The 23361-nt window shown below is 72.4% G+C and carries 16 protein-coding genes and 1 pseudogene; 9 read left to right on the top strand and 8 right to left on the bottom strand.

Annotated elements, in window-relative coordinates; all coding sequences use genetic code 11:
• The first annotated feature begins 76 nt into the window (after positions 1 to 76).
• The 6 genes and pseudogenes from ACWGJM_RS18475 to ACWGJM_RS18450 all read left to right on the top strand — a co-directional run bounded on the left by ACWGJM_RS18475 (position 77) and on the right by ACWGJM_RS18450 (position 6743).
• A complete protein-coding gene (locus ACWGJM_RS18475; RefSeq protein ID WP_453412828.1) occupies positions 77 to 1345 on the top strand; it encodes a phosphatase PAP2 family protein in 1269 nt (422 codons plus the stop codon).
• Between the two features lie 171 nt (positions 1346 to 1516).
• The gene (locus ACWGJM_RS18470; RefSeq protein WP_453412726.1) at positions 1517 to 2881 is read left to right on the top strand and encodes an alkaline phosphatase; all 1365 of its coding nucleotides are present in this window, start codon (positions 1517 to 1519) and stop codon (positions 2879 to 2881) included.
• Positions 2882 to 2948: 67 nt separating this feature from the next.
• Positions 2949 to 3233, top strand: a pseudogene (locus ACWGJM_RS18465) (PIN-like domain-containing protein); the annotation flags it as partial.
• 324 nt (positions 3234 to 3557) lie between these two features.
• Complete coding sequence (locus ACWGJM_RS18460) at positions 3558 to 4661, top strand: sugar ABC transporter substrate-binding protein (RefSeq protein WP_453412827.1); 1104 nt, start codon at positions 3558 to 3560, stop codon at positions 4659 to 4661.
• 34 nt (positions 4662 to 4695) lie between these two features.
• Complete coding sequence (locus ACWGJM_RS18455) at positions 4696 to 5475, top strand: ATP-binding cassette domain-containing protein (RefSeq protein WP_453412725.1); 780 nt, start codon at positions 4696 to 4698, stop codon at positions 5473 to 5475.
• Entirely contained in the window at positions 5466 to 6743 is a 1278-nt protein-coding gene (locus ACWGJM_RS18450; RefSeq protein WP_453412724.1) for a sugar ABC transporter permease, read from the top strand. Before ACWGJM_RS18455 ends, ACWGJM_RS18450 begins: the two co-directional genes overlap by 10 nt.
• Positions 6744 to 6900: 157 nt before the next feature.
• On the opposite strand, the gene ACWGJM_RS18445 is transcribed toward ACWGJM_RS18450, so the two are convergent.
• From ACWGJM_RS18445 to ACWGJM_RS18425, 5 genes are all read right to left on the bottom strand, one after another.
• Positions 6901 to 7254: a hypothetical protein gene (locus tag ACWGJM_RS18445; protein ID WP_453412723.1), complete on the bottom strand. Its 354-nt coding sequence runs from the start codon at positions 7252 to 7254 to the stop codon at positions 6901 to 6903.
• A 70-nt stretch (positions 7255 to 7324) separates the two neighbouring features.
• A complete protein-coding gene (locus tag ACWGJM_RS18440) occupies positions 7325 to 8347 on the bottom strand; it encodes an alcohol dehydrogenase catalytic domain-containing protein (protein ID WP_453412722.1) in 1023 nt (340 codons plus the stop codon).
• Positions 8348 to 8721: 374 nt separating this feature from the next.
• A complete protein-coding gene (locus ACWGJM_RS18435; protein ID WP_453412721.1) occupies positions 8722 to 13551 on the bottom strand; it encodes a DNA repair ATPase in 4830 nt (1609 codons plus the stop codon).
• A 78-nt stretch (positions 13552 to 13629) separates the two neighbouring features.
• On the bottom strand, positions 13630 to 15708 hold the full coding sequence (locus ACWGJM_RS18430; RefSeq protein WP_453412720.1) for a flotillin family protein: 2079 nt from the start codon (positions 15706 to 15708) through the stop codon (positions 13630 to 13632).
• A 231-nt stretch (positions 15709 to 15939) separates the two neighbouring features.
• Positions 15940 to 16764 (bottom strand): hypothetical protein, encoded by an 825-nt coding sequence (locus ACWGJM_RS18425; protein ID WP_453412719.1) that lies wholly within the window; start codon positions 16762 to 16764, stop codon positions 15940 to 15942.
• Between the two features lie 262 nt (positions 16765 to 17026).
• Here ACWGJM_RS18425 and ACWGJM_RS18420 point away from each other — a divergent pair, with 262 nt between their 5' ends.
• Together ACWGJM_RS18420 and ACWGJM_RS18415 are read left to right on the top strand one after the other, a co-directional pair.
• A complete protein-coding gene (locus ACWGJM_RS18420; RefSeq protein WP_453412718.1) occupies positions 17027 to 18085 on the top strand; it encodes a PucR family transcriptional regulator in 1059 nt (352 codons plus the stop codon).
• Positions 18086 to 18124: 39 nt separating this feature from the next.
• A complete protein-coding gene (locus tag ACWGJM_RS18415) occupies positions 18125 to 18394 on the top strand; it encodes a hypothetical protein (protein ID WP_453412717.1) in 270 nt (89 codons plus the stop codon).
• 43 nt (positions 18395 to 18437) lie between these two features.
• Here ACWGJM_RS18415 and ACWGJM_RS18410 read toward each other — a convergent pair whose 3' ends face one another.
• Together ACWGJM_RS18410 and ACWGJM_RS18405 are read right to left on the bottom strand one after the other, a co-directional pair.
• Entirely contained in the window at positions 18438 to 19202 is a 765-nt protein-coding gene (locus tag ACWGJM_RS18410; protein ID WP_453412716.1) for a TIGR03943 family putative permease subunit, read from the bottom strand.
• Positions 19199 to 20236, bottom strand: a complete 1038-nt coding sequence (locus ACWGJM_RS18405) for a permease (protein WP_453412715.1) — start codon at positions 20234 to 20236, stop codon at positions 19199 to 19201. The genes ACWGJM_RS18410 and ACWGJM_RS18405 overlap by 4 nt, the downstream gene beginning before the upstream one ends.
• Positions 20237 to 20422: 186 nt before the next feature.
• Here ACWGJM_RS18405 and ACWGJM_RS18400 point away from each other — a divergent pair, with 186 nt between their 5' ends.
• Positions 20423 to 22285, top strand: coding sequence for an NAD-binding protein (locus ACWGJM_RS18400; protein WP_453412714.1), 1863 nt, complete (start codon positions 20423 to 20425; stop codon positions 22283 to 22285).
• Between the two features lie 222 nt (positions 22286 to 22507).
• Here the strand turns inward: ACWGJM_RS18400 and ACWGJM_RS18395 are convergent, their stop codons facing one another.
• The gene (locus tag ACWGJM_RS18395; RefSeq protein ID WP_453412713.1) at positions 22508 to 23275 is read right to left on the bottom strand and encodes a hypothetical protein; all 768 of its coding nucleotides are present in this window, start codon (positions 23273 to 23275) and stop codon (positions 22508 to 22510) included.
• Positions 23276 to 23361: the final 86 nt, after the last annotated feature.

Genomic DNA, 23361 nt, shown 5'->3' with positions numbered 1-23361 from the left:
GCTTTCGCGAATAAAGCGCAGAAATGAGTTCGCCGCGTGGCGTCAGCCACGGGCGTTGCTGTGGGCCACGGCGGGTGTGGTGACCCTCGGATTCCTCATTGCGCTGGAGATCGCCGCACGTCACTACGGGCTGCCGGGGCCGATCACCAATCAGGTGGAAGAGGTCGTACTGCCGCCCAAATCGGGGCCGCTGCTGTACGCCAGCCTGGCGTTGATGATGGTGGTGCTCACCTGGCGGGAGCGGTTCATCGCGGCCGGTGTCGCGGTCGGCATCGACGTCGTCTTTTTCGCGGTGCGGTGGCCGGCCGGGTTCAAGATGGCCGAGGGACACGGGCACCCGTTCGGAAACGGCGCGTTGTGGGTGATTCTGGGCTATGCGGTCATCGCCGTCACGCGCCGCACCGGCCCGGAGAGGGTCCTGCTGCTGAAGGGTGTCGGGCTGGCCCTGCTGCTGGTGGCCGGCCGCAAGACCGGTGACACCTGGCTGCTCATCACGTCGAAGACCCGCCCGGCGGTGCTCGACCAGTACGTGGCGACCGCCGATCACGCGCTGGGCAACCCGTCGTGGGTGGTGGGCCGGATCGTCAGGACCACCGGTCCGGTCGGCGCCCATGTTCTCGACTACGTCTACATCCAGCTCGCGGTGATGGCGGTGGTCGTCACGCTGTACCAGTTGCGGGACGTGGCGGTCGAGCGCCGGTTCCCGCGCCATCATCTGGTGCGCACCTTTTTGGTGATCGGCCTCCTCGGGCCGGGCATCTACATGATTTTCCCGGTGGTCGGGCCGATTTTCGCCTACGGCTCCGACGGCGGGCACTTCGCGATGGCCGACCTGTGGCCGAACACGCCGCCGCCGTTCAACGCGCCGCACCCGATGTCATTCAACGCGATCACCCCGCGCAACTGCATGCCCAGCCTGCACACGGCGTGGGCCACCGCGATTTTCATCCACTCCCGCAAGGGCCCGAGGGTTCTGCGCTTCGCGGGCGCGTTCTGGCTTGTCGCCACGCTCGGCGCGACGCTGGGCTTCGGCTACCACTACGGCGCGGATCTCGTCGCCGGTGTGGTGTTCACGCTCACGATCGAGGCGGCTCTGCGCACGCAGGCACGTGGCTGGGACCGGTCGGGAATCCAGCTGGTCGCTTACGGCGCCACGGTGTTCGTCACGCTCTTGGTGTCCTACCGCTGTCTGCCGGTGGAGATGGCCGGACATCCGTGGGTGTTCGGACCGCTTCTCATTCTGGCGATGGCCTCGGTGATCCAGGGGTATGTGCGGACCACCAGACTGTGGGAGCCGAAGGCCGCGCCGGCGCCGCGACCGGAGCCGCAACCCGAACCGGTTTGAGCGTGTCGCACCAGGATGTGGGCCGATCACGGCGAGCACGCGTGTCATGATCCGGAAACGCGTGCATGACCAGTCGTTTACCTCGCCTTTGTCAATGCCTGGTGGTCTGTCCCTCGTCACCGCATGCCCGCGCGGGACGCCGGACGCCGGACGCATCGAGGAGTCGTATCCATGCCCAGACCCACCCGCCGTCACCTCACGGTCGCCACCGCACTGGTCGCCGCGGCCACGGCCGCCGTGGCCGTCACCAACGCCGCCGGTGCTTTCGACAGCGCGCAGCAGGCGAAGGACGCGATCAAGGGCGGGAAGGCGAAGAACGTCATCCTGCTCATCGGTGACGGCATGGGCGACTCGGAGATCACCCTCGCCCGCGACTACACCGTCGGCGCCAGCGGCCGCCTGAACATGGACAAGCTGCCGCTGACCGGCGCCTACACCACCTACGCGGTGCACGCCGACGGCACCCCGGACTACGTCACCGACTCCGCCGCCAGCGGCACCGGCTGGGCGACCGGCGTGAAGACGGTCAACGGCCGTATCTCCAAGACGCCCGGCACCGACAAGGCCGTCAAGACCGTCCTGGAGCTGGCCCAGAAGAACGGCTACGCCACCGGCAGCGTGACGACGGCCGAGCTCACCGACGCCACCCCGGCCGTCCTCGCCTCCCACGTCACCGACCGCTCCTGCCAGGGCCCGGCCGACATGGCCAAGTGCCCGACGGACACGATCGCCGCCGGCGGGCCCGGTTCCATCGCCGAGCAGTCCGTCAACCACAAGGTCGACGTCCTCATCGGCGGCGGCAAGCAGCGCTTCGACCAGCAGGTCACCGACGGCAGGTACAAGGGCCTCACCGTCACCCAGCAGGCACAGAAGCTCGGCTACCAGGTGGTCACCGACAAGGCGGGCCTGAAGACCGCGAAGCCCGGCAAGCCGGTGCTGGGGCTGTTCGCCTCCGGCAACGTGCCGGTCGAGTGGACCGGCAAGGCGGCCGCGGTCGGCGGCACCGACCCGCAGCGGTGCGTGACCTCCAACCCGAACCGCCCGGCCACGACTCCGAGCCTCGCCGACTCCGCCACCAAGGCGATCCAGCTGCTGGAGGCCAAGCAGCAGGCCAAGCACTCCAAGCAGGGCTTCTTCCTTCAGATCGAGGGCGCCTCGATCGACAAGCAGGACCACGCGGCCGACCCCTGCGGCCAGATCGGCGAGACCGCGGCCTTCGACCGTGCGGTGAAGGTCGCCCGCGCGTACGCGGCCAAGCACCCGGACACCCTGGTCGTCACCACCGCCGACCACGGCCACACCAGCCAGATCGTCCCGCTGGAGGCCACCCCGCCCGGCCTGTCCTCCACCCTGGTCACCAACGAGGGCCAGCAGCTGAAGGTCAACTACTCCACCAACACCCCGGGCCAGTCCCAGGAGCACACCGGCACCCAGGTCCGTATCGCCGCCCAGGGCCCGCAGGCGTACCGCGTCCTCGGCGTCACCAACCAGACCGACCTGTTCACCACGATCCGCGAGGCGCTCCGCCTGCGCTGAACACCGTGAACACGGGGTTCTGGTTCTGATCAGGGGCCCGGTCCGCACGTGCGGGCCGGGCCCCTGAGTGGTTCCCGGGGAGAACTCAGGACGCGCTCGGGTCGGCGGCGGTCGGGCCCATGCGGAACTGCGACGGCTGCGACCGCGCATTCCGCGCACCGGACCCCGGCCGCTGCCGGGACTGCCGGGCCGGAGGCCTTCTCCGTGCGGTCGGCTGAGCCGGTGGCACTGCGGTTGGATCGTTCACCGCATCGGCGACCTGTTCCCGGACGACGGGCAGGACGTTCCCGACGAGGAGTGGATCGCTTACGGCCTCGACCGGTCCTGGGTCCCGCTCTCGAAGGACGGACGGATCAAGACCCGGGACGTGGAGATCCGGCCCGTCCTGGAGCGCGAGGCGGTGCTGTTCCATCCGGACAACCAGCAGCTTCGCGGCGTCGAGATGGTCGAACGGCTCGTCGCATGCTCTGACGCGATCCACCGGGCTGTCGAGAAGGGCGGTCCCGCGGCCCTACGCCGTGCGGCTGGACCGCGTCGAGCGCACCTGGCCCTGAGCGACGTGCGGTCCCGGTGCCGGCCTGCCTCGGGACGTCGACGGCTGGGCTGTGCTTTGCTTGAAGTGCTCATTTCTGGGCATTACGAGACAGATAGTCACGGAATCTTTGGGGAATCGAAGATGGGTCTCGGTGCCAGCCTTCCGGCCGTGAGGCGTAGGGCGGTCTCGCGTGCGTCCATGGCCATGGCGGTTGCCGCCGGTCTGGTGCTGGCCGGGGCCTGTAGTGGCGAGGGCGAGAGCGGCAGCCTCACTGTCGGTGTGCTGCTGCCGGGCGGGGGAGCCTCCCGGTTCGGGAAGTTCGACGCGCCGCTGATCGAGAAGAGGCTGAAGGAGCTGTGCCCGCACTGCCCGGCCACGGCCTTCGGTGCCACGCCCGACGCCGCGGTCCAGCAGGAGCAGCTACAGGCCATGATCACCAGGGGTGTGGACGTGCTGATCGTCTCCGCCATCGACCCCCAGCTGCTCCGCCCGTCGATCGAGGCCGCGCACCGGGCCGGTATCCGGGTCATCGCCTACGACCGGCTCGCGCAGGGCCCGATCGCCGGCTACGTCACCTTCGACGGGGCGGAGGTCGGCAGGCAGCAGGGGCAGGCGCTGCTGAAGGCCATGGGCGCGAAGGCGCACGGCGGCCGGATCGTCATGATGAACGGCGCCACGAGCGATCCCAATGCCGGCTGGTTCGAACGGGGAGCGCTCTCCGTCCTCAAGGGCAAGGTGAAGATCGCCAGGTCGTACGACACCGTCGGATGGCAGCCGGAGAACGCCTTCGACAACATGACCGGCGCCATCGCCGCCCTGGGCGGCGGCAACATCGACGGCGTGCTGGCCGCCAACGACACCCTCGCCGGCGCCGTGATCTCCGCCCTCAACACCCGCGAGGTCAGGCCGCTGCCCCCGGTCACCGGCCAGGACGCCGACCTCGCGGGCGTGCGGCGCATCGTCAGGGGCGACCAGTCCATGACCGTCTACAAGCCCTACAAGGACTCGGCCGACGCCGCCGCCGAGATGGCCGTCGCCCTGGGGCGCGGCAGGAAGATCGGGTCCATCGCCACCGACACCGTCGACAGCGAGACCACCAAGGAGATCCCAGCGGTCCTGCTCCCGTCGGTCTCGGTGACCGTCGGCAACATCAAGACAACCCTGGTGAAGGACGGTACGTACACCATCGGCCAGATATGCACTCCGGAGCTCCGGTCCGCCTGCGCCAAGGCCGGACTCACCTGACGGGCGCTCCGCGAAGGCGGAAGGAGGTGGCTCCGTGCCGGTTCAGCCCCTGCTGGCGATGCGCGGCGTCTCCAAGAGATTCGCCGCCGTCCAGGCTCTGGTCGACGTCGAGCTGGAGATCAGGGCCGGGGAGGTGGTCGCCCTGGTGGGCGACAACGCCGCCGGCAAGTCCACCCTGGTCAAGGTGATCTCGGGAGTCGGTCCCGCAGACAAGGGGGTCATCGAGTGGCAGGGCAGCGCGATCCAGATCAAGCGTCCCCAGGACGCCCAGGTCCTGGGGATCGCGACCGTCTACCAGGACCTCGCGATGTGCGACAACCTCGATGTCGTCGGCAACCTCTTCCTCGGCCGGGAGATCCACCGGCGCGGCGTCCTCGACGAGGTGGAGATGGAGCGCCGCACCCGCGAGCTGGTGCACACCCTGTCCATCCGCATCCCCGACGTGCGCGCGCCGCTCGCCTCGCTGTCCGGCGGCCAGCGGCAGGCCGTCGCGATCACCCGCTCGCTCCTCGGCACGCCCAGGCTGCTCCTGCTCGACGAGCCCACCGCCTCCCTTGGCATCGAGCAGACCAATCAGCTCCTCGACCTCATCGAGACGCTGCGCGACCGGGGCCTCGGGGTACTCCTCATCAGCCACAACATGGGCGACATCAAGGCCGTCGCCGACCGGATCGCCGTGCTGCGCCTCGGCCGCAACAACGGTGTCTTCGACGTGAACACCACCTCCCAGGAACAGATCATCTCCTCCATCACCGGCGCGGCGGACAATGCCGTCGCCCACCGCCGGACCCTCCCGGAGGAGACATGGCCGTGAGGGGCAGGGGGACCCGCGCGGGCGACGCCACCGACGCCGCGACGGACACCGGGCGGCGACGCGCCGGGCACCGGTGGTACGCCGGACGTCTCGGAACGTACGCCGGCGAGGTGCGCCGCAGGCTGCACGACCGGGACCTCGGGCCCGCCCCGGTCCTGCTCACTCTCGCCGTGATCTGGACGGTCTTCCAGGGCCTCAACGACAACTTCCTCTCCCCGCGCAACCTGTCCGTCCTCAGCGTGGACATGGTCGGGACCGGCATGATCGCCGTCGGCGTCGTCTTCGTGCTGCTGATCGGCGAGATCGACCTGTCGGTGGGCTCGCTCGCCGGCCTGGCGGGCGCCGTGTTCGCGACGCTGAACGTGAACCTCGGAATGCCGGAATGGATCGCCGTGATCATCGCGGTGAGCAGCGGTGCGGCCGCCGGGGCCGTCCAGGGGTTCTCCTTCGCCAGGATCGGCGTACCCGCGTTCGTCGTCACCCTCGCCGGCCTGCTGGCCTGGAACGGTCTGATGATCTACCTGCTGGGGCCGGACGTCAGCATCAATTTCAGCGAGGACGGGCTGGTCGCCCAGCTGACCAGTCGCTACTTCGACGCCGCCGTGGTCGCCTACGGACTGGCGGCGCTCGGCACCGCCACGTACCTCCTCGCCGCCTACCGCGACCGCAGCCGCCGCAGCGCCGCCGGGATGCCGCATCGGCCGCTCGGGGAGATCTGGGCGCGTACGGCGCTCCTCGCGGTGGTCGCGTTCGCCACCGTCTATGTGCTGGGCCGGTTCGCGGGCCTGCCGCTGGCTCTCCTGCTCTTCCTCGGCGCCATCATCGCCTCGGACCTCTTCCTGCGCCGCACGCCCTACGGCCGGAAAATCCTCGCACTGGGCGGCGGTGTGGAGGCGGCCCGGCGGGCGGGCGTCGATGTGGCGCGCGTGCGGATCTCGGTGTTCATGGTGTCGGGCGCCCTCGCCGCGGTCGGCGGGCTGTTCATCGCCTCCCGGCTGACCTCGGCCAGCCAGGTCCAGGGCTCGGGCATGCTGCTGGTCAACGCCATCGCCGCCGCCACCATCGGCGGCACCAGCCTGTTCGGCGGGCGCGGCTCGACCTGGTCCGCGCTGCTGGGGGTGCTCATCATCCAGTCGATCGCGTCGGGCATGGCACTGCTGGGGGTCGAGTCCTCGGTCCAGTTCATGATCACCGGCGGGGTGCTGTTCGCCGCGGTGGTCTTCGACTCGCTGGCGAGGCGTGCCGCGGAGTCGCAGGGGCGGGCCTGAGGCCGGAAGAGTGCGTATGCCCACGGTGGCGGCGGGGTTCGGCCATGCCCCTGTGCGGCGACACCGCGGCGGCGATACGGCGCCCGGCGACGTTGCCGCCGCCGGGCGCCGCTCCGTGTCGCTCCGTGCCGGTCCTTCCGCGCCTCGGTGTCGCGCCTCAGTGCTGTTCTTCCTTGCGCCTGCCGCGCAGCAGCCAGGTGGCTCCGCCGATGGCCAGGGCGACCGGCCATTCAAGGGCCCCGGCCACGGTGAGTACTCCGAGGCCGCCGTAGAAGGCCAGGTCCCGGACGGGCAGTTCCTCCCTGCTGAGGTACGGGATCGGAACCGGAGGGCGGAACGTGCGGGTACGCAGGTGGAGACCCGCGCCGTCAGGATGCGTCCCTTCGGTGCGCTCCTGCCAGGCCTGCGGACGCCCTGTGGTCATGCGCGGAGTGTTCCCGGCCTGCTGCTGCCCTTTCTGGGCCCGTACCCGCGCGGCGGGCTCGAGCACGGTCTGAGCTGCGGTGGTCATCCCGTCTCCTCCTCTCCTTCGAGTCGGTATGGATGTGCCTCTTCCATCTTCCCGCGTCTCGGTCACGCCCTCACGGCATGGTGAGCACCATCCGGAAACGGGCCGCGCCGGACATCATCCGCCGGTAGGCCGCGTCGGCCTGGTCCAGGGGGACGGGCTCGATCATCGGGCAGATGCCGTGCAGAGCGCTGAAGGCCATCGTGTCCTGGATGTCCTGGGCGGTGCCGGACGCATGGCCGCGGACGACTCTGCCGCCCGTGATGAGCTGGGTGGGGCCGATCCGCAGGGGCTCGGCGTCCACGCCGAGCACCGCCAGTTCGCCCCGGTGGCCGAGCCCCTCCAGGGTCGCCGTGATCGCCTCGGAGTTGGCGGCGGTGGCCAGGACCACCCGGGCGCCGCCGAGGGACCGCAGGGCGTCCGCGACGGGGGTGTCCGCGGTGCTGTCGATGTAGTGGTGGGCGCCGAGCCGCTTGGCGAAGTCGGCCTTGTCGGCGCCGCGGGCGATGGCCACGGTTTCGAAGCCCATGGCCGCCGCGTACCGCACTCCGAGGTGGCCCAGGCCGCCGATGCCCAGTACGGCGACCAGGTCGCCGGGGAGTGCCGTGCTGCGCCGCAGCCCGTTGAACACGGTGACGCCGGCGCAGGCCAGGGGGGCCGCGTCGGGCGCCGCCAGGGCGTCGGGGATGCGGGCCAGGGCGTCCTGCGGGGCGATGACGTTCTCCGCGTAGCCCCCGTCGTACGCCCAGCCGGGGACCTTCAGGTTCTCGCACATGATGAAGTCGCCCTGCCGGCAGGGGGTGCAGTGGCCGCAGCTGCCGCCGAACCAGCCCACCGCCACCCGGTCGCCCACCTGCCAGATGTCGTCCGTTCCCTCGCCGATCTTGTCGATGCGCCCGGCGATCTCGTGGCCGGCGACCACCGGGAAGCTGATCCCCGGCACGACCGCGTTCACGAACAAGGCATCGCTGTGGCAGACCCCGCAGGCCTCCACGGTGATCCGTACATGGCGCGGGCCGGGCTCCGGCACCTCACGCTCGACGATCTCGAAACGGCCACCGGCCTCGGTCACCTGCGCGAGTCGATGCGTACTCATCGGGGTCTCCCGGGGTGCGGGTGCGAAAGGACACCCCCTGAACCATCAGACCAGCTACGACCGGTTCACGCGCGCCGGACCATCGGGGGTGATCGCCGGCGGCGAGGTCGATCCCGGACGGCACGCCGGTTGCGCATGCCGTACGCCGTCGCCGTGAGCGGCCGGGCGGTGGCTGACGGTCGCGGAAGGACGTGCAGTCGCCGACCCACGAGCCTGCGTACTCGCAGACCTTGAGGGAGATGTGGCTGTAGCCGCTGAGGTTCTTGGCGGCGTGTGCGCAGACGTCGCCCGACTCAGGGTCACCGGCCTTGAGGAGGACGGTGCCCTGGGTCTCGTCGCTCACGGAGGGGATGTACACCTACGCGCGGACGCCGTCACGCGAACATGTCCCTGATCGCCGACTCCACGGCCGCCACCCGGTCCGCGAGCAGACCGAGCGTCCCGACGGCTCGGGTGAGCGGGTCGCCGTCCGGGGCGCCGACGGCCTCCGCCCGGGCGTACGCCGCCTTCAACTCCGCCCAGCGCGCCGCCTGTTCCGCACTCATCCGCCCCCGGATCTCCGCCAGCCGGAGCAGACTGGCCTCGGCCCCGGACGCGAGCGCCTGCGCCTCCGCCCGGTAGTGGTCGTCGACCACGGCGGCCAGTTCCGCCTCGTTCATCACCGGCCGAACCCGCTGCGCGATCTTGTTCATGTTGCGGTACGACCCCTGGAGCCGGAACGGCGGTTCACCGCGGCCCGTGTCGGTCCGGGTGGCGGACGCGATGTACGCCGCGTTCACGGCCAGCACCGTCTCGCGGGCCGTCAGCAAGTGGCGCAGCACCGCCAGGATCTGCTCCAGCTCGGCGGGGAGGTACGGATGGGCCAGCCGGTCGGCGCGGGCCGTGGCGTCGCCCTCCGCGAGGCGGATGAGGAGATCGAGGTCGGCCCGGTCACGGCCCGCGAGGGGGGTCAGGACCGGGTTGGCCGTCAGGGCGTTCTCGACGAAGCTCAGCGCGAAGTGGTCCTCCTTGCCGGTGAGGACGTCGCCCAGGTTCCACACGTCGGCTCGGTTGGCCAGCATGTCGGGGACGTGGAAGCGGGTCCCGGACTCGGTGTACGGGTTGCCGGCCATGCAGACGGCGAAGCGTTTGCCGCGCAGGTCGTAGGTGTGCGGCAGGCCGTCCCGTACGCCTTCCACGCGGCGGGTGGAGTCGCACAGCGGGACGAACCTCTGGAGGAGTTCAGGGGACGTGTGCTGGATGTCGTCGAGGTACAGCAGCGTGTTGCCGCCCGCCGCGAGCGCGAAGTTGATCTTCTCCACTTCCTGGCGGGCCGTGGCGTCGGGGGCCTCGGCCGGGTCCAGGGACGTGACGGCGTGGCCGAGGGCCGGGCCGTCGACCTTGACCAGGACCAGCCCCAGACGGTCGGCGACGTACTCCATGAGGGTCGTCTTGCCGTAGCCGGGCGGCGAGAGGAGCAGCAGCAGACCGCCGGTGCCCGGCTGCCCGCCCTCCCCCGTGGTGCCGAGCTGCTTGGCGAGGCTGTCGCCGATGAGCGGCAGGTAGACCTCGTCGATGAGGCGGTTGCGGACGAACGCCGGCATCACGCGCGGGCGGTGGTCGTCCAGGCGGAGCCGGGACCGCCGCGCCTCCACCAGAGCTGTCCGCCGCCGCTGGTAGGCGCGGTGGCCGGGCACGGAGCGGGCGCGGAACTCGCCTGTGCGGGCCAGGAATTCGTCGATGCGCAGGGTGAGCCGGCCGCCGGTGACCCGTGGGTGGCTGCCCAGCAGCCCTTCGGCCGTCGCCGTCAGCGGTGCGTCCGACTCGTACCGCGTGAGGCCGGGGCAGAGTTCGGCGGCCACCGCCTCGGCCAGGTCGTCCGGGGTGAGCTCGGAACCCGTGGTGGAGGCGTAGGCCGACAGCCAGGTCTCGACCAGCTGGCGGCGGGCGGGCAGGTCCTCGGGGGTTGCGAGGGCGGCGAGGTCGTCCTCGTACGCGGATGTGCCCACCGCGCGGCGGAACTTGTCCAGGAAGGTGCGGGTGGCCGCGGCGACGACGAAGCCCTCCGGGCCGGTCGTCAGCTCGTCGAAGAGGTACGCCGCCGCGGGCGCGCCCACCTCGGCGGCGAGCTCGGAGCACAGGTCGGCGATGGCGGGGGCGAGCCCGAAGGTCTCCCGGGCCCGGGCCAGCGACACCGCTCGCCGTGTCCAGTTCCGCCGGGCCTCGTCGGTGGTGCCGTGCGCCCAGAACAGCTGGGCGGCGGCGCGGGCGGCGGGCCGGTGACGGAGCGGGCCGGCGGCCTCGTGCAGCGGGAGCAGCACGGTGAGCAGGGCGGTGGCGTCGTGGTCGTGGACGCCGCGTTCGTAGCCCTCGTCGTACGACTCCTGCGCCGCCCGGCGGACCAGCGCGGCCAGGTCGTCCGTCGAGGTGAGGGCGGCGGGGCCGGGTTCGTCGAGCAGACGGGACGCGAGGTGCTCGGCGCGGTAGACCTCGGGGGACTCCGAGGGGAGGGGGCGGTTCCAGTAGGGGCGGGTGTCCGCGAAGTCCGGGTCGGTCACCGGGGAGCGGTAGTCGGTGCCGGTGAGGGCGAAGACCAGGCCGTCCTCGCCGTGCGGGACCAGGGTGAGTTCGAAGGGCTCGGTGTTGACGGCGAAGCGGTGGCGGCCCAGGCGCAGGGTGCGGCCGGCGTCGGCGTACAGGTCGGTGCGGTCGCGCAGGGCGCGGGCGGCCTCCTGGCGGGCGGCCGTGAGCAGGCCGGTCAGCTCCTCGGCCCGTACCGGGTCACCGAGGTCCCTGAGCTCGTCGGCCGTGCGGCGGATCCTCGCGACCATCGGGTCGGAGGCGAAGTACGCGCTGACCGCGTCGGCGTCGGCGAGCGCGGTGGCCCGGCGGGTCACGGTGTCGAGGACGCGGTGGGCGGAGGCGGCGAGCCGTTCGGTACGGCGGGCACGCTCGTCGGCGAGGCTCTGTTTGCGGGCGGCGAAGGTGTCGTGGATCTCGGCACGCCTGTCCGCGAGTTCGGTGAGGAAGTCGTCGAAGTCGGCGAAGCGGGCCTCCAGCCGCTCCAACCCCACCAGCAGCAGGGTGAGTTGGTCGTCGCAGGCCCCCGGATCCACCGCGGCCGCGAGCGCGCCCGTGACCGACTGGGCGAGCAGGGCGAGTTCGGCGGCGAACTCGGCGCGGCCCTCGTGGTCGAGGAGGGCGCGGCGGCGGGCGTCGAGTCCGGCGCGGGTGCGGTTGACGCCGCCCAGTACCTCGGCGACGCGTTCCAGGACGGACGTGCGGACCGTGGCGTCGCCGATGTCGAGTCCGGCGACGACCTCGGTGACCGTGCGCAGCTGCTCGGTCAGGCCGTCGAGGCGGGCGGCGAGGGGCGCGGTACCGGCGGCAGCGGTCAGCGCGCCGGCCTCGGCGGCGAGGGCCTCGACGTCCCGGTGGTAGCCGGTGAAGGCGTCCTCGCGGGCCAGCGCGGCGACGGCCCGCTGCCCGAAGGAGGCGAGGCCCGCGTCGGTGTCGGCGGCCAGCGCGTCGATGCGGGCGGTGTCCGCGTACCGCAGGTCCTTCAGAGTGAGCAGGTGGCCCTGTGCGCGGCGCAGTTCGGTCAGTCCGCCGACCCAGGCGGCGGCGTCGCGGGGTGCCTCGCCGCGCAGTCGCCGGACGAGCGCCGCGATGTGCTCGGCGGTCTCGTCGAGGGCGTCGGCGGCCTGCCGGGTGAGTGCCTGGACCGTCTCGAACTCGGTCAGCACCTGCTCGGCGGTGGCCCGGACCGCGTCCAGCGGGGTGCACAGATCCCCGAGTGCGGGGTCGCCGAGCCAGTGGTGGGTGTCGGCGGCGCGGACGCAGGCGGCGACGAGAGCCTCGTACACCTCGGCGGTCGGCGTCGTCCCGGCGACCGCGTCCCGCAGGGACAGGCAGTCGGAGATGCCCCGCACGAGGTCGGCGTTGCCGACGCGGGCCAGCGGGCCGCTGCCGGCGGGCCGGCCGGCGGCGTGGGTGTCGGAGACGTACGGGGAGCTCCACAGCTGCACCGGGTGCACGCGGGCCGGCTCGGCACCGGCTCCGGCGGGATCCGCGCGCAGCACGATCAGCGCGCCGTCGTCGAACAGCGCCCAGCCCTGGCAGGTCAGCGGGGCCGCGACCTCCTTGCGGACCAGGTTGTACGGCAGCAGGAGGCTGTGCCCCGCCACCCGCGCCCGGTACGCGAACAGCACGTCCTCGCCGTTGGGCGAGCGCACCACCCGCTCGAACTCCAGCCCGTCGGTGTCCGTGTCGAAGATCTTGTACGCGCCCGTGGCGAGGCAGTAACCGCCGGGGAAGACGATCCCCTGCTCCTCGGGCAGCCGGCGGCACGACTGCCCGATGCCGTCCAGGCGTACGACGGTCCGGGTGAGGGTGTTGAAGACCAGATGGCGGTCGGTCCCCTCCTTGTACGGCCGGATCCGCAACAGGATGAGGGCGCCCACGCGCGCGTACGCGATGTCCGCGTCGGCCAGGGACTGGAGCGGCTCGTCGACCGGCTCGGAGTGGATGCCCTCCCCCGACTCGGTGTCGTCCTCGGTCTTGACGGTGAGGCGGCCGCCGACCGTGGAGACGAACACCTCGCCCTGGACGCGGACATGCGGGTGACGGCCGAGGACATGGTCGTCGCGGGTCGCCTCGGTCCACGCGAAGTCGTGCGCCGGCGGGAAGACGTCGTCGCGCTCGCCGTGCGCGTCGAGGAACGCCGCGTGTCCGCCGTCGGACAGGGACCAGCGCAGGACCCGGATGTCGCCGGCCTGCTCACCGATCCGGAAGACGGCGAGCAGATGGCCGTCCACGTGGCGCAGGCGCAGCAGCCGGGCGTCGCGGTAGTAGCGGTGCAGGGCGGCCAGTTCCCGTACGAAGTCCGGGTCGTCGAGCAGGCCCGGCACCGCGTCCTCGGGCAACCGGTTCAGGTCGCGGTCGTACAGGGCGAGGACGTCGGCCTCCGGGCGGGAGCCCGGCGGGACGTCGCAGCCGAGGAGCAGGACGTCGCCGACGGAGACGAGGTCGCGGGCCGTGCGGCCGCGCTCGGTGCGCAGGTACCCGGTGCGGGTGAGCTCCAGCCGCAGCGAGCCGAACTCCTCGACGCGGCGGGTGTTGAGCGCCTCGGCGCGGTGGGCGAGTTCGGCGGCCTGTGCGGCGAGCCGGTCGCGCAGCACCTCGTACGTACCGGCGTCCAGGCCGGTGGTCGGGCCCGTGGTCATGGTTCCTCGCAGGAAGTCGTCAGAGGTGGGGTCCGGAGCCGCCGTCCCCTGTGCGGCGGCTCCGGACCCGTCGGCAGGTCAGTGCCGGGCGCTGCCGTTCAGCGCGGCGAGCGGCGTGTCGGCGAGGCCCAGCTCGCCTGCCTTGTCGAGGAGTTGGCGCATCGCGTCGGAGTCGCCACCACCCGTGTTCATGAGCTTCAGCAGCAGCGCGGAGACGGTCAGGTTCTGCACGTCGGCCGTGGAGACCGAGCCGAGGACGCGGCTCAGGTCGTCGGTGAAGCTGGAGGTGCCGTCCAGCCAGGGCCTGGCGAGCGCCTGCGCCGTCTCGGAGTGCCGGACGAAGCCGTCGACGCCCTTGCCGAGGGTGACCGAGGAGACGAGGCGGTCGAAGAAGACGGAGTCGCCGCCGACGATGTCGATGTCGGCGTTCTCCAGGCCGGTCGCGAGGACCGTGGCCTGTGCCTCGGCGACGTGCCGCTGCACGTCGAGGCCCGCCAGCCGGATCTCCTTCTCCGCCTGGAGCCGCAGCCGGTACTCCTCGTGCCCGCGGGAGGCGTCGTCCAGGGCCGCCATCGCGACCGCCTTCTGGCTCAGGCCCTCCGCCTCCGCCTTCAGCTTCTCGCCGATACCGGTGGCCTCCGCGAGCACCTTGGCCCGCGCGCCCTCCGCCTCCGCGCGCATCCGCGCCTCGGTGCCCTCCGCCTCGGCCCGCATCCGGGCCTCGGTGGCCACCGCCTCCGCGCGGCCGGCCTTCTCGGTGACCTCGGCCTCCTTGTCGCGGACCCGCACCGCCGCGAGGCCTTCGGCGGCGGCCTCGGCCTGCACGCCCTCGGCGAGCCGCAGCTTGGCCCGGGCGTCGAGGTCGGCTGACTTCAACCGGGCCTCCGCCAGGGTCAGTTGCTCGGCCGCGCGGTGCTTGGCCGCGGCCTCCGCGGCTTCGGCCGCCTTGATGTCCTTGACCAGCTTCTCCTGCGCCTCGGCCTCGGCGGCGATGACCACGGACTGCCGGCCGCGCTCGGCCTCCTCCACCACCCGCAGCTTCTTGATGGCCTCCTCCTGCTCGGCGACCGTACGGTCCACGGCGATCCGCTCCCGGACGACGTCCGCGACCTCGCGGCGCTCGGCCTCGACCTCCTTGTCCCGGGCGATCCCCGAGAGGGCGGTCTCCCGCTCCCGGGCGATGACTTCGAGCAGACGGTCCTTCTCGATCCGCTCGTTCTCCACCGCGATGACCCGCTCGCGGTTCTTCTGCGCGACGGCGATCTCGCGGGCCTGGTTCTCGCGCTGGACGCCGAGCTGTTCCTCGGTACGGATGAACGCGGTCTGCGCGCCGAGGCGTTCCTCCTCCTGCACCCGGGCGGTGACCGCCTCCTCGCGGGCCCGCAGCGTCTCCACCTCGCGGCGCTGCTTGATCTCCGCCTCGGCCTGGCGGCGTTCGAGCTCCAGGATGGTCTCCCTGGCCTCCACGTTCTGGCGGGTGATCTCCTTCTGCTCGGTGCGCTGGTACTCGTTCGTGCGGACGTGCTCGACCGTCGTCAGCTCGGTGATCTTGCGGATGCCCTGGGCGTCGAGGATGTTCGCCGCGTCCAGCTGGGACATCGGGGTCTGCTCGAGGAAGTCGATGGCCGCGTCGTCGAGGTGGTAGCCGTTGAGGTCGGTGCCGATGACCTGGATGATCCGGTCCCGGAACTCCTCGCGCTTGGTGTAGAGGTCGACGAAGTCCAGCTGCTTGCCGACGGTCTTGAGGGCCTCGGAGAACTTCGCCGCGAAGAAGTCCTGGATCGCGGCCGGGTCGCTCGCGGTGTGGGTGCCGATCGCCTGGGCGACCTTGATGACGTCCTCGACGGTCTTGTTGACCCGTACGAAGAAGCTGATGTGGATGTCGGCGCGGATGTTGTCCCGGCAGATCAGGCCCTCGCGGCCGGTGCGGCGGATCTCGATGGTCTTCACCGAGATGTCCATGTACTCGGCCTTGTGCAGCACCGGCAGGACGACCGCGCCGGTGAAGGTGACGTCGACCTTCTTCGTCTTGGAGATGATCAGCGCCCGGCCCTGCTCCACCTTGCGGAACAGCCGGCTGACCACCAGCAGCAGGGTGAGCGCGATGAGCAGTACGACGGCGACGAGCACGCCGATGCCCATGGTGATGGCGTTCATGACATACGTCCTCGAAGGATGAGAGGGGTGGGCGTTGAGGAAGGGGGGAGGGCAGGGGCGGGCATGCCTGCCGGGCGGCCGGGCGGCATTCCGCTACACGCCCCGGTGGGGAGTCGCCGGCAGCCTGGCGGGACAGCCTGAGCCGGACCCTGCGGGGCTCAGCCGGGCGGGGTCTGCGGGCTCTACCCGGGCGGGGCCTGCGGGGTTCAGCCGGGCGGGGGCCTGAGAGCTCTACCCGGGCGGAGCCTGAGAACCCGAGCCGGGCGGAGCCTGCGAGGCCGAGCCGGGCGGGGCCAGAGCCTGCGAGGCCGAGCCGGGCGGGGCCAGAGCCTGCGAGGCCGAGCCAGGTAGCGCCGGCGTGGCCGAGCCGGGCATCACCGGCGTCGCCGAGCCGAGCGGAGCCTGCGGAGCGGGTGGGGCCGGGGTTGCCGGGTCCGGCACGAGGAGCGTGTCCAGGGATGGGGAGGCCGCGACCCAGAAGAACTCGCCGGGCTCGTCGTAGGCGTAGAGCAGACCGGTGCTGCCCTTGGAGAGGGATTCCTCGCCGGTCTGGCGGACCTGGACCAGCGCGCTCGAGCCGTCCGCCGCCCTGACCTCGGCCTGCCCGAAACGGCCGTCCACCCAGCCGGTGCGGATGGTGCAGGTCAGGCCGATGAAGTCCTGCCGGGACGGCCCGCGCTCCTCGGGGAAGAGCCGGTGGAGGGGCCGTACGAGCAGCCGGGTCAGCCGCCAGGCGACCAGCACGGACCCGGCCAGCACCGCCACGCTCACCGGCGCCTTGACGAGCGCCGAGCGGGTGAGCGGGGCCAGCAGCACGGTCGTACTGAGGCTCAGGAACCAGCCGATGGCGGTCAGCAGCGAGAAGGACACCGTGACCGGCACCCCGCCCATCCCCCAGGCGTCCCCGTGCCCGTGCCCGTGGAAGCCGTGCGCGTGGAAGCCGTGCGCGTCGGCCGCGCCGACGGCGGCCAACAGCCAGAAGACGACGACCACGACGAGGGCGGAGGTGAACAGGATGGTCGGAAAACCCGCGGCGGCAGCGAGAAACGCCCCCATGATCCCCGACCCCCGCTCTCTCCCGTCGTACGCCCTGTACGACGGCCCCGCACGTTCGGGGGCGGCGGACCGAGGTCCCGGTGCCGGGCGCCCGCCATCTGCCGGGCTCCGGCATCGGGACCATCCGCAGTGCTCCCCGCGGGTCATGGTGCACGCCCCGCGCACACCGGCGCATTGCCGGTTTCCGGCAGTGTTCATTAGGGTCAGCGTGCCGGGACCGCTAAGAAAGCGTCACCGGCGCGTCAAGATCCGGGGGGACGACGTGACGGAGTACGAGATACCCGACCAGTATCTGCGGGGGTATGCCGAGCTCCTGGCGGACGTCTCCGCCACCGGCCGGCGCCTGACCCGGGACGAGATCGAGGCACGGCGCGTCCTGGGCGAACAGGCCGCCGAAGCCGGCCACGGACTGCGCGCCCTGGTCCGGGCCCATCTGGCCGCCACCCGCGCCGCCTGGCCCGGCGGCCCCGACTCGACCGACAGCGCCCTGGCAGCCGTGCAGCAGGCCGTCGACGCCTTCGCCGAGGGATACGAACGCGCCCAGCGGCACGCTGTACGCCAGGAGGAGGCCGCCCGCCGGGAGTTCATCGACGACCTCCTCTACGGCCGCAGCGACCTGGGCCGCCTCGCCGAACGCGCCGGACGCTTCGGGCTGCGCCTGTCCCAGACCCACGCGGTCGCCGTCGCGCAGGGGCCGACGGCGTACGACGAGAGCGGCCCGCTCCCCCGGCAGGTGGAACGCTCGCTCATCGCCCGGTTCGGCGACCGGAGCATCCTGCTCACCACCAAGGGCGGCCGGATGCTGTGCGTCGCACCCGGCGACCAGGACGAGATCCTCACCCACTTCGCCAAGCAGGTGTACGCGGCCACGGACGGCGGCCGGGTCGCCATCGGCCGCCCGCAGCCCGGCGCCGGCGGGGTCGTCCAGTCGTACGAGGAGGCCCTCAACACGCTGGAGCTGGCCGAGCGGCTCCAGCTGGAGGACCCGGTCCTGCGCGCCGCCGACTTACTCGTCTACCCCGTCCTCACCCGCGACCGGCAGGCCATGGCCGACCTCGTGCGCACCGCCCTGGGCCCGCTCACCACCGCCCGGGGCGGCGCCCAGCCGCTCCTGGACACCCTGACGGCCTATTTCGACTGCGGTTGTGTGGCCGCGGAGGCCGCCCGCCGGCTCTCACTGAGCGTGCGCGCCCTGACCTACCGGCTGGAACGCATCCACCGCCTCACCGGCGCCGATCCGTCCGACCCCGCCCACCGCTACATGCTTCAGACGGCGGTGATCGGCGCCCGGCTGCTGGACTGGCCGGCCAGGCAACTGTGACGTGCTGCGTTTTGCGCGCGCCGGGCGCATGGTGGTGGCATGAGTACGGGTCCTCCAGTGGTGGTGCTGCCGCCGGCCGCGGACGGTGGCCGGCAGGTGACGGTGCGCGGTGAGCGCGTGGGGACGGCGTACGACCTGTTCGACGTGCTGGACCTCGTACACCGTGCGGGGCTCCCCGCCGAGGACCAGGCCGTCGACGATCCCGAACTGATCGAGTGGCGCGGTGGCGGGCCGTACGACTTCAACGGCGGCGCCGAGGGCGGTGGCGCCGAGGGCGGTGCCGGCCGAGGCGGAACAACGGACCGGTGAGCGTCGGGCCCGGCCCAGCCGGTGATCTCTCGCCCCACCGGTATCAGGTGTTCCACGTCTCGTCGTACGGATCGCGCGGGGTGGGCGCCGGGCGGGCGGCGGTGACCTTCAGGAACGGGATGGGCCCGTTGTTGACCGGGTCCTTGACCTGCTTCGCCGTGTAGGTGCCGGTCACCTCCAGCCAGCTGTCCGGTTGCAGGACCGGCGGGATCTTCCCGGTCAGGCCGATCTTCACCGGCTGGGCGTCGGCGGCGCAGCAGTTCAGGGCCATCCGGACCAGGTACGGGGTGCCGGTGCGGTCCAGGGCGACGAATCCGGTGATGCGGACCTGGCGGCCGCCGAGGGAGCGGCCGTGGTCGTAGACCGCGCGGCCCGCGTAGTCGACCAGGCCGATCGGCACCGGGTTCTTCGCGGGCAGGGACGTGTAGCCGTACGGCTGTTGCAGGGCGGTACCGGTGCGCATCGCGCTGTAGGAGCCCAGGGCGGGTGGGGCGACCAGGATGAGGGCCAGGAGGGGCAGGATCAGCAGCCAGGAGATGCGGGGCTCGGGGTGCGCGTGGCCATGGTCGTCCGCGTGGCCGTGGTCGTCCGCCTCGGGTGCGGCCTCGCCCGTGGGCGGCTTGCCGCGGGTGCGTTTCCACTCGTACCAGGCCGTCGCCAGCGCCGTCACCACGAGCAGCGCGCCGGCCAGCAGCAGCAGCGGTTGCAGGCCCGCCTTCACATAGCGCAGGTAGAGGCCGGTGAGGCCCGCGTGCAGCAGGGCCGCGCCGGTCAGGAACAGGACCGCCGCCTGGGCCTGCCGGTTCACAGCAGCACCGCCCCGGTCAGCACCGCGCCCACGATGGCCAGGGCGAAGGTGGCGGGGGCGAAGCGCAGGGCGAAGCCCCGGCCGAAGGTGCCCGCCTGCATCGCGAACAGCTTCAGGTCGATCATCGGGCCGACGACCAGGAACGCCAGCTTGGCCGTGAGCGAGAACTGGGTGAGCGAGGCCGCCACGAACGCGTCCGCCTCCGAGCAGATCGACAGCAGCACGGCGAGGACCGCGAGGGCCAGGACCGAGACCGCCGGGTTGCCGGCCGCGGTACGCAGCCAGCTCGCCGGGGCCACCGCCTTCAGCGTCGCCGCGGCCATCGCGCCGAGCACCAGGAAGCCGCCGGCGTGCATCAGGTCGTGCCGGACCGAGCCCCAGAACGCCTCGCCCTTGCTCTGTCCCTCGTGCGCGGCGTGCGCGGGCGGCCGGATCCAGTCGGTACGGCCGACGCGCTGCCACAGCCAGCCCATCGCGCACGCCACCAGCAGGCTCGCGGCGAACCTGCCCAGCACCATCTCGGGATTCCGCGGGAAGGCGACGGCGGTGGCGGTCAGGACGATCGGGTTGATCGCCGGGGCGGAGAGCAGGAACGCGATCGCCGCGGCGGGGGTGACCCCGCGCCGGACCAGCGCCCCGGCCACGGGCACCGACGCGCACTCGCAGCCCGGCAGCACCGCGCCCGCGAGCCCGGCGACCGGCACGGCGAGAGCGGGCCGGCTGGGCAGCGCGCGGGCGAAGAACGACGGCGGCACGAACACCGCGATCCCCGCCGACAGCAGGACACCGAGGGCGAGGAACGGCAGGGCCTGCACGACCACCGCCACGAACACCGTCATCCAGCTCTGCATCACCGGGGCCGACAGCGCCCCGCGGATCGGGCCCTGGAGGACCACCACCAGGACCAGCAGAAGGGTCAGGGCCAGCGGGGAGTTGAGGTGCCAGCCGTCCTGCTCCGGCCGCTTCCCGGCGCCGGGCGGCGCGCCGGGGTCGTGGGGGGCCCGCCCGGGCGGGGCTTCTTCGGTGATGGCCACGGGTGGGGTACCTCCGCGTGCGGGCGCTGGTCCGCGATCTGGGTGCGTCTTCTCCCTCCCCTTCAGTACGGCACGCGGGCGCCCGGCGTTCACATGATTGCTGGAACCACCCGTCCCGTTGGGGCAGTCTTTTCCCTCGTGGCGAGCGTTCCGTATCAAGGTGGGCACAGTGGTGCGCCCGCGCACATGGTGGTGTGCGGGGACGATGGACTCGCGCACCGGCTGGCCGCCGAGTTGCGCGGGGTGTACGGGGAGCAGGTGACGCTCGTCGTACCGCCGAACGAACGCACGGCGCACCCACCGGTCGTCGGGCGGGCACGGGCCGCGTCGGCGGCCCTGCTGGACCGGGTGGTGAACGCCGCGGTGGGCCGCGGCCCCACGGCTCCGGGCGGCAACGGCGGCAGTACCGGCGCGGGTGAACCACCCCGGGGCGAGCGGCTGTTGGAGGCCGCCGAACCCAGCGAGGCGGTGCTCGCCGAGGCGGGCGTCGAGCAGGCGGTCGCGCTGGCGCTCGTGTACGAGGACGACGAGACCAACATCCGTGCCGCGCTCACCGCCCGGCGCCTCAATCCCCGGCTGCGGCTCGTCCTGCGGCTCTACAACCGGCGGTTGGGCCAGCACATCGAGGAACTCCTCGACCAGGCCGCCACGTTGGCCGGGAACGACGCCGCCGCCGGGGAGGCGTCCACGGTCGTGCTGTCCGACGCCGACACCGCCGCGCCCGCGCTGGCCGCCACCGCGGTCGCCGGCACCAGCAAGGTCGTACAGACCGACGGGCTGCTGCTGCGCGCGGTGGAGCGTCCGCCGCCGCGACCGGGGCAGGTCGCCGACCCCGGGCTGTGCACACTCGCGCTGCTGTCCAGCAGCGATCCGGCCGGGGCGGACGGGTCCGAGGGCAGCGGGGAGCACGGACCCCGGCTGCTGCCCGACGCGGCTCAGGTGCGGGACGCCGGCGGGCGCGGGACGGTGGTGCTGGAGCAGGTGTCGTACTCCGCCGGGGCGCCGCTGGCGGCAGGGCGCGGCGTCGGCGTCGTACCGCCGTTCGCCTCGCTGTTCTCACGGCGGCTGCGGTGGTCGCTGGCCGGGATGGTGGGGTGTGTGGTGGCGCTGGCGGTCGCCCTGTCGGTGGTGACCGGGATCCATCCGCTCGGCGCCTTCTACCTGACGCTGCTGGACATGTTCGCGATCGACGATCCGGCGATCGGCGAGTCCCTCGGGCGGCAGATCCTCCAGCTGCTGTCCGGGCTGGTGGGGCTGCTGCTGCTGCCCGTGCTGCTGGCCGCGGTCCTCGAGGCGCTGGGCACCTTCCGGACCGCGTCCGCGCTGCGCAAACCGCCGCGCGGGCTGGGCGGGCACGTGGTGCTGCTGGGCCTGGGCAAGATCGGCACACGGGTGCTGACCCGGCTGCGGGAGCTGCACATCCCGGTGGTGTGCGTGGAGTCCGATCCCGAGGCGCGCGGGCTGGCCACGGCCCGGCGGCTGCGGGTGCCGGTGGTGCTGGGCGACGTGACGCAGGAAGGGGTCCTGGAGGCCGCCAAGATCCACCGCGCGCACGCCCTGCTGGCGGTGACCAGCGCGGACACGACCAACCTGGAGGCGGTGCTGTACGCGCGGTCCGTGCGACCGGATCTGCGGGTGGTGCTGCGGCTGTACGACGACGACTTCGCGACCGCCGTGTACCGCACCCTGCGGGCCGCGCACCCCCAGGCGCAGACGCGGAGCCGGAGCGTGACCCATCTGGCCGCGCCCGCCTTCGCCGGGGCGATGCTCGGGCGTCAGATCCTCGGGGCGATTCCCGTGGAGCGGCGGGTGCTGCTGTTCGCGGTGGTGGACGTGGGCGGCCATCCGCAGCTGGAGGGCCGGACGGTCCGGGCGGCGTTCCGGGCCGGGGCCTGGCGGGTCCTGGCGCTGGAGGGACGACCGGAAGCGGACGAGGGGTACGTGCTGCGGGCGGAGGACCGGGTGCTGCTCGCGGCCACCCGCCGGGGACTGGCGGAGCTGCTGGGACGACGCGGAGCACCCGCCCAGCCACCGGGACCGGTGAGCTGAACGGGCGCCCGTCAGAGCCTGCCGGACGGATCCTCGCTCACGACGATTCCCGGCCCCCCGGAGCGAACGGCGACGCGAAGTGCAGCGGGCAGACCGGGGGCTGCTCACGGCCCCCGCGCCCGGCACTGCCAGAACTGCTGGGACGACGCGGAGCGCCCGCCCAGCCACCGGGACCGGTGAGCTGAACGGGCGCCGGTCAGAGCCTGCCGGACGGATCCTCGGTCACGACGATTCCCCGCCCCCGGGAGCGGGCGGCGACGCGAAGTGCTCCTGGGAGGCTCGCGACCGGTGCCGCGGGGTGGCCCGCCGGGGCGGCCGGGTCAGGGTGATCTGCCGGACGAGCTGCTGGAAGCAGGCCAGTGCCGCGACTCCCGGTAAGGCCGCCGACGCCGTGTCCTCGATGGTCCGGGGTGCCTGGACCACGCAGAGCAGTACCGCGACGGAGGAGAAGAGCAGCACGACGAACCACGAGTGCACCGCGCGCCGCTGGTGCAGCGCCGCCCGCAGGATGGACAGCGATCCCGCCATCCAGGGCCCGTAGACCAGCATGGGCCACCAGGCGTCGCTGCCACCCTGTTCGTGCGAGGTGACGACGAGCAACGGCTCATAGGTGGCCAGGCCGCTGAAGACGCTCACCATCGACACGATGATCGCGGCCAGCGCGGCGATGAGGCAGCTGGCGATGCGCACACCGCCGACGCGCCGGTGCGCCGGAAGTCTGCGATGCCCCCGGCGGGGCCCACGCACCGGCTGTAGCTCGGCCGTGATGTCCTGGAGGTGCCTCATGGGACTGCCGGCCGGAGGAGCGGTGACCGACGCCTCGTCACGAGGGTTCGGCACGGACCTCGCGGCTTCCTCCTGGCTGGCCTTCTGAAGCAGGTAGGCGAGTTCCTCGGCCGGGTCCCAGGCCGGATCCGGCGACGATTCGTCGAAATCGTCCAGGTAGTCGGTGGTGCCGTGCCACATACGGCCGTAGCGCTCGTCACTCATGAGAATGACAGTGCGCAGGCCCAACGACCGGCGAGGTCGGATTCCAGCTTCCGGACAGCGGTGAGGAAATTCTGCAGCAACGGGTC

Source organism: Streptomyces sp. NPDC054834 (assembly GCF_053611185.1).
This window is presented reverse-complemented; position numbering and strand designations above follow the sequence as displayed.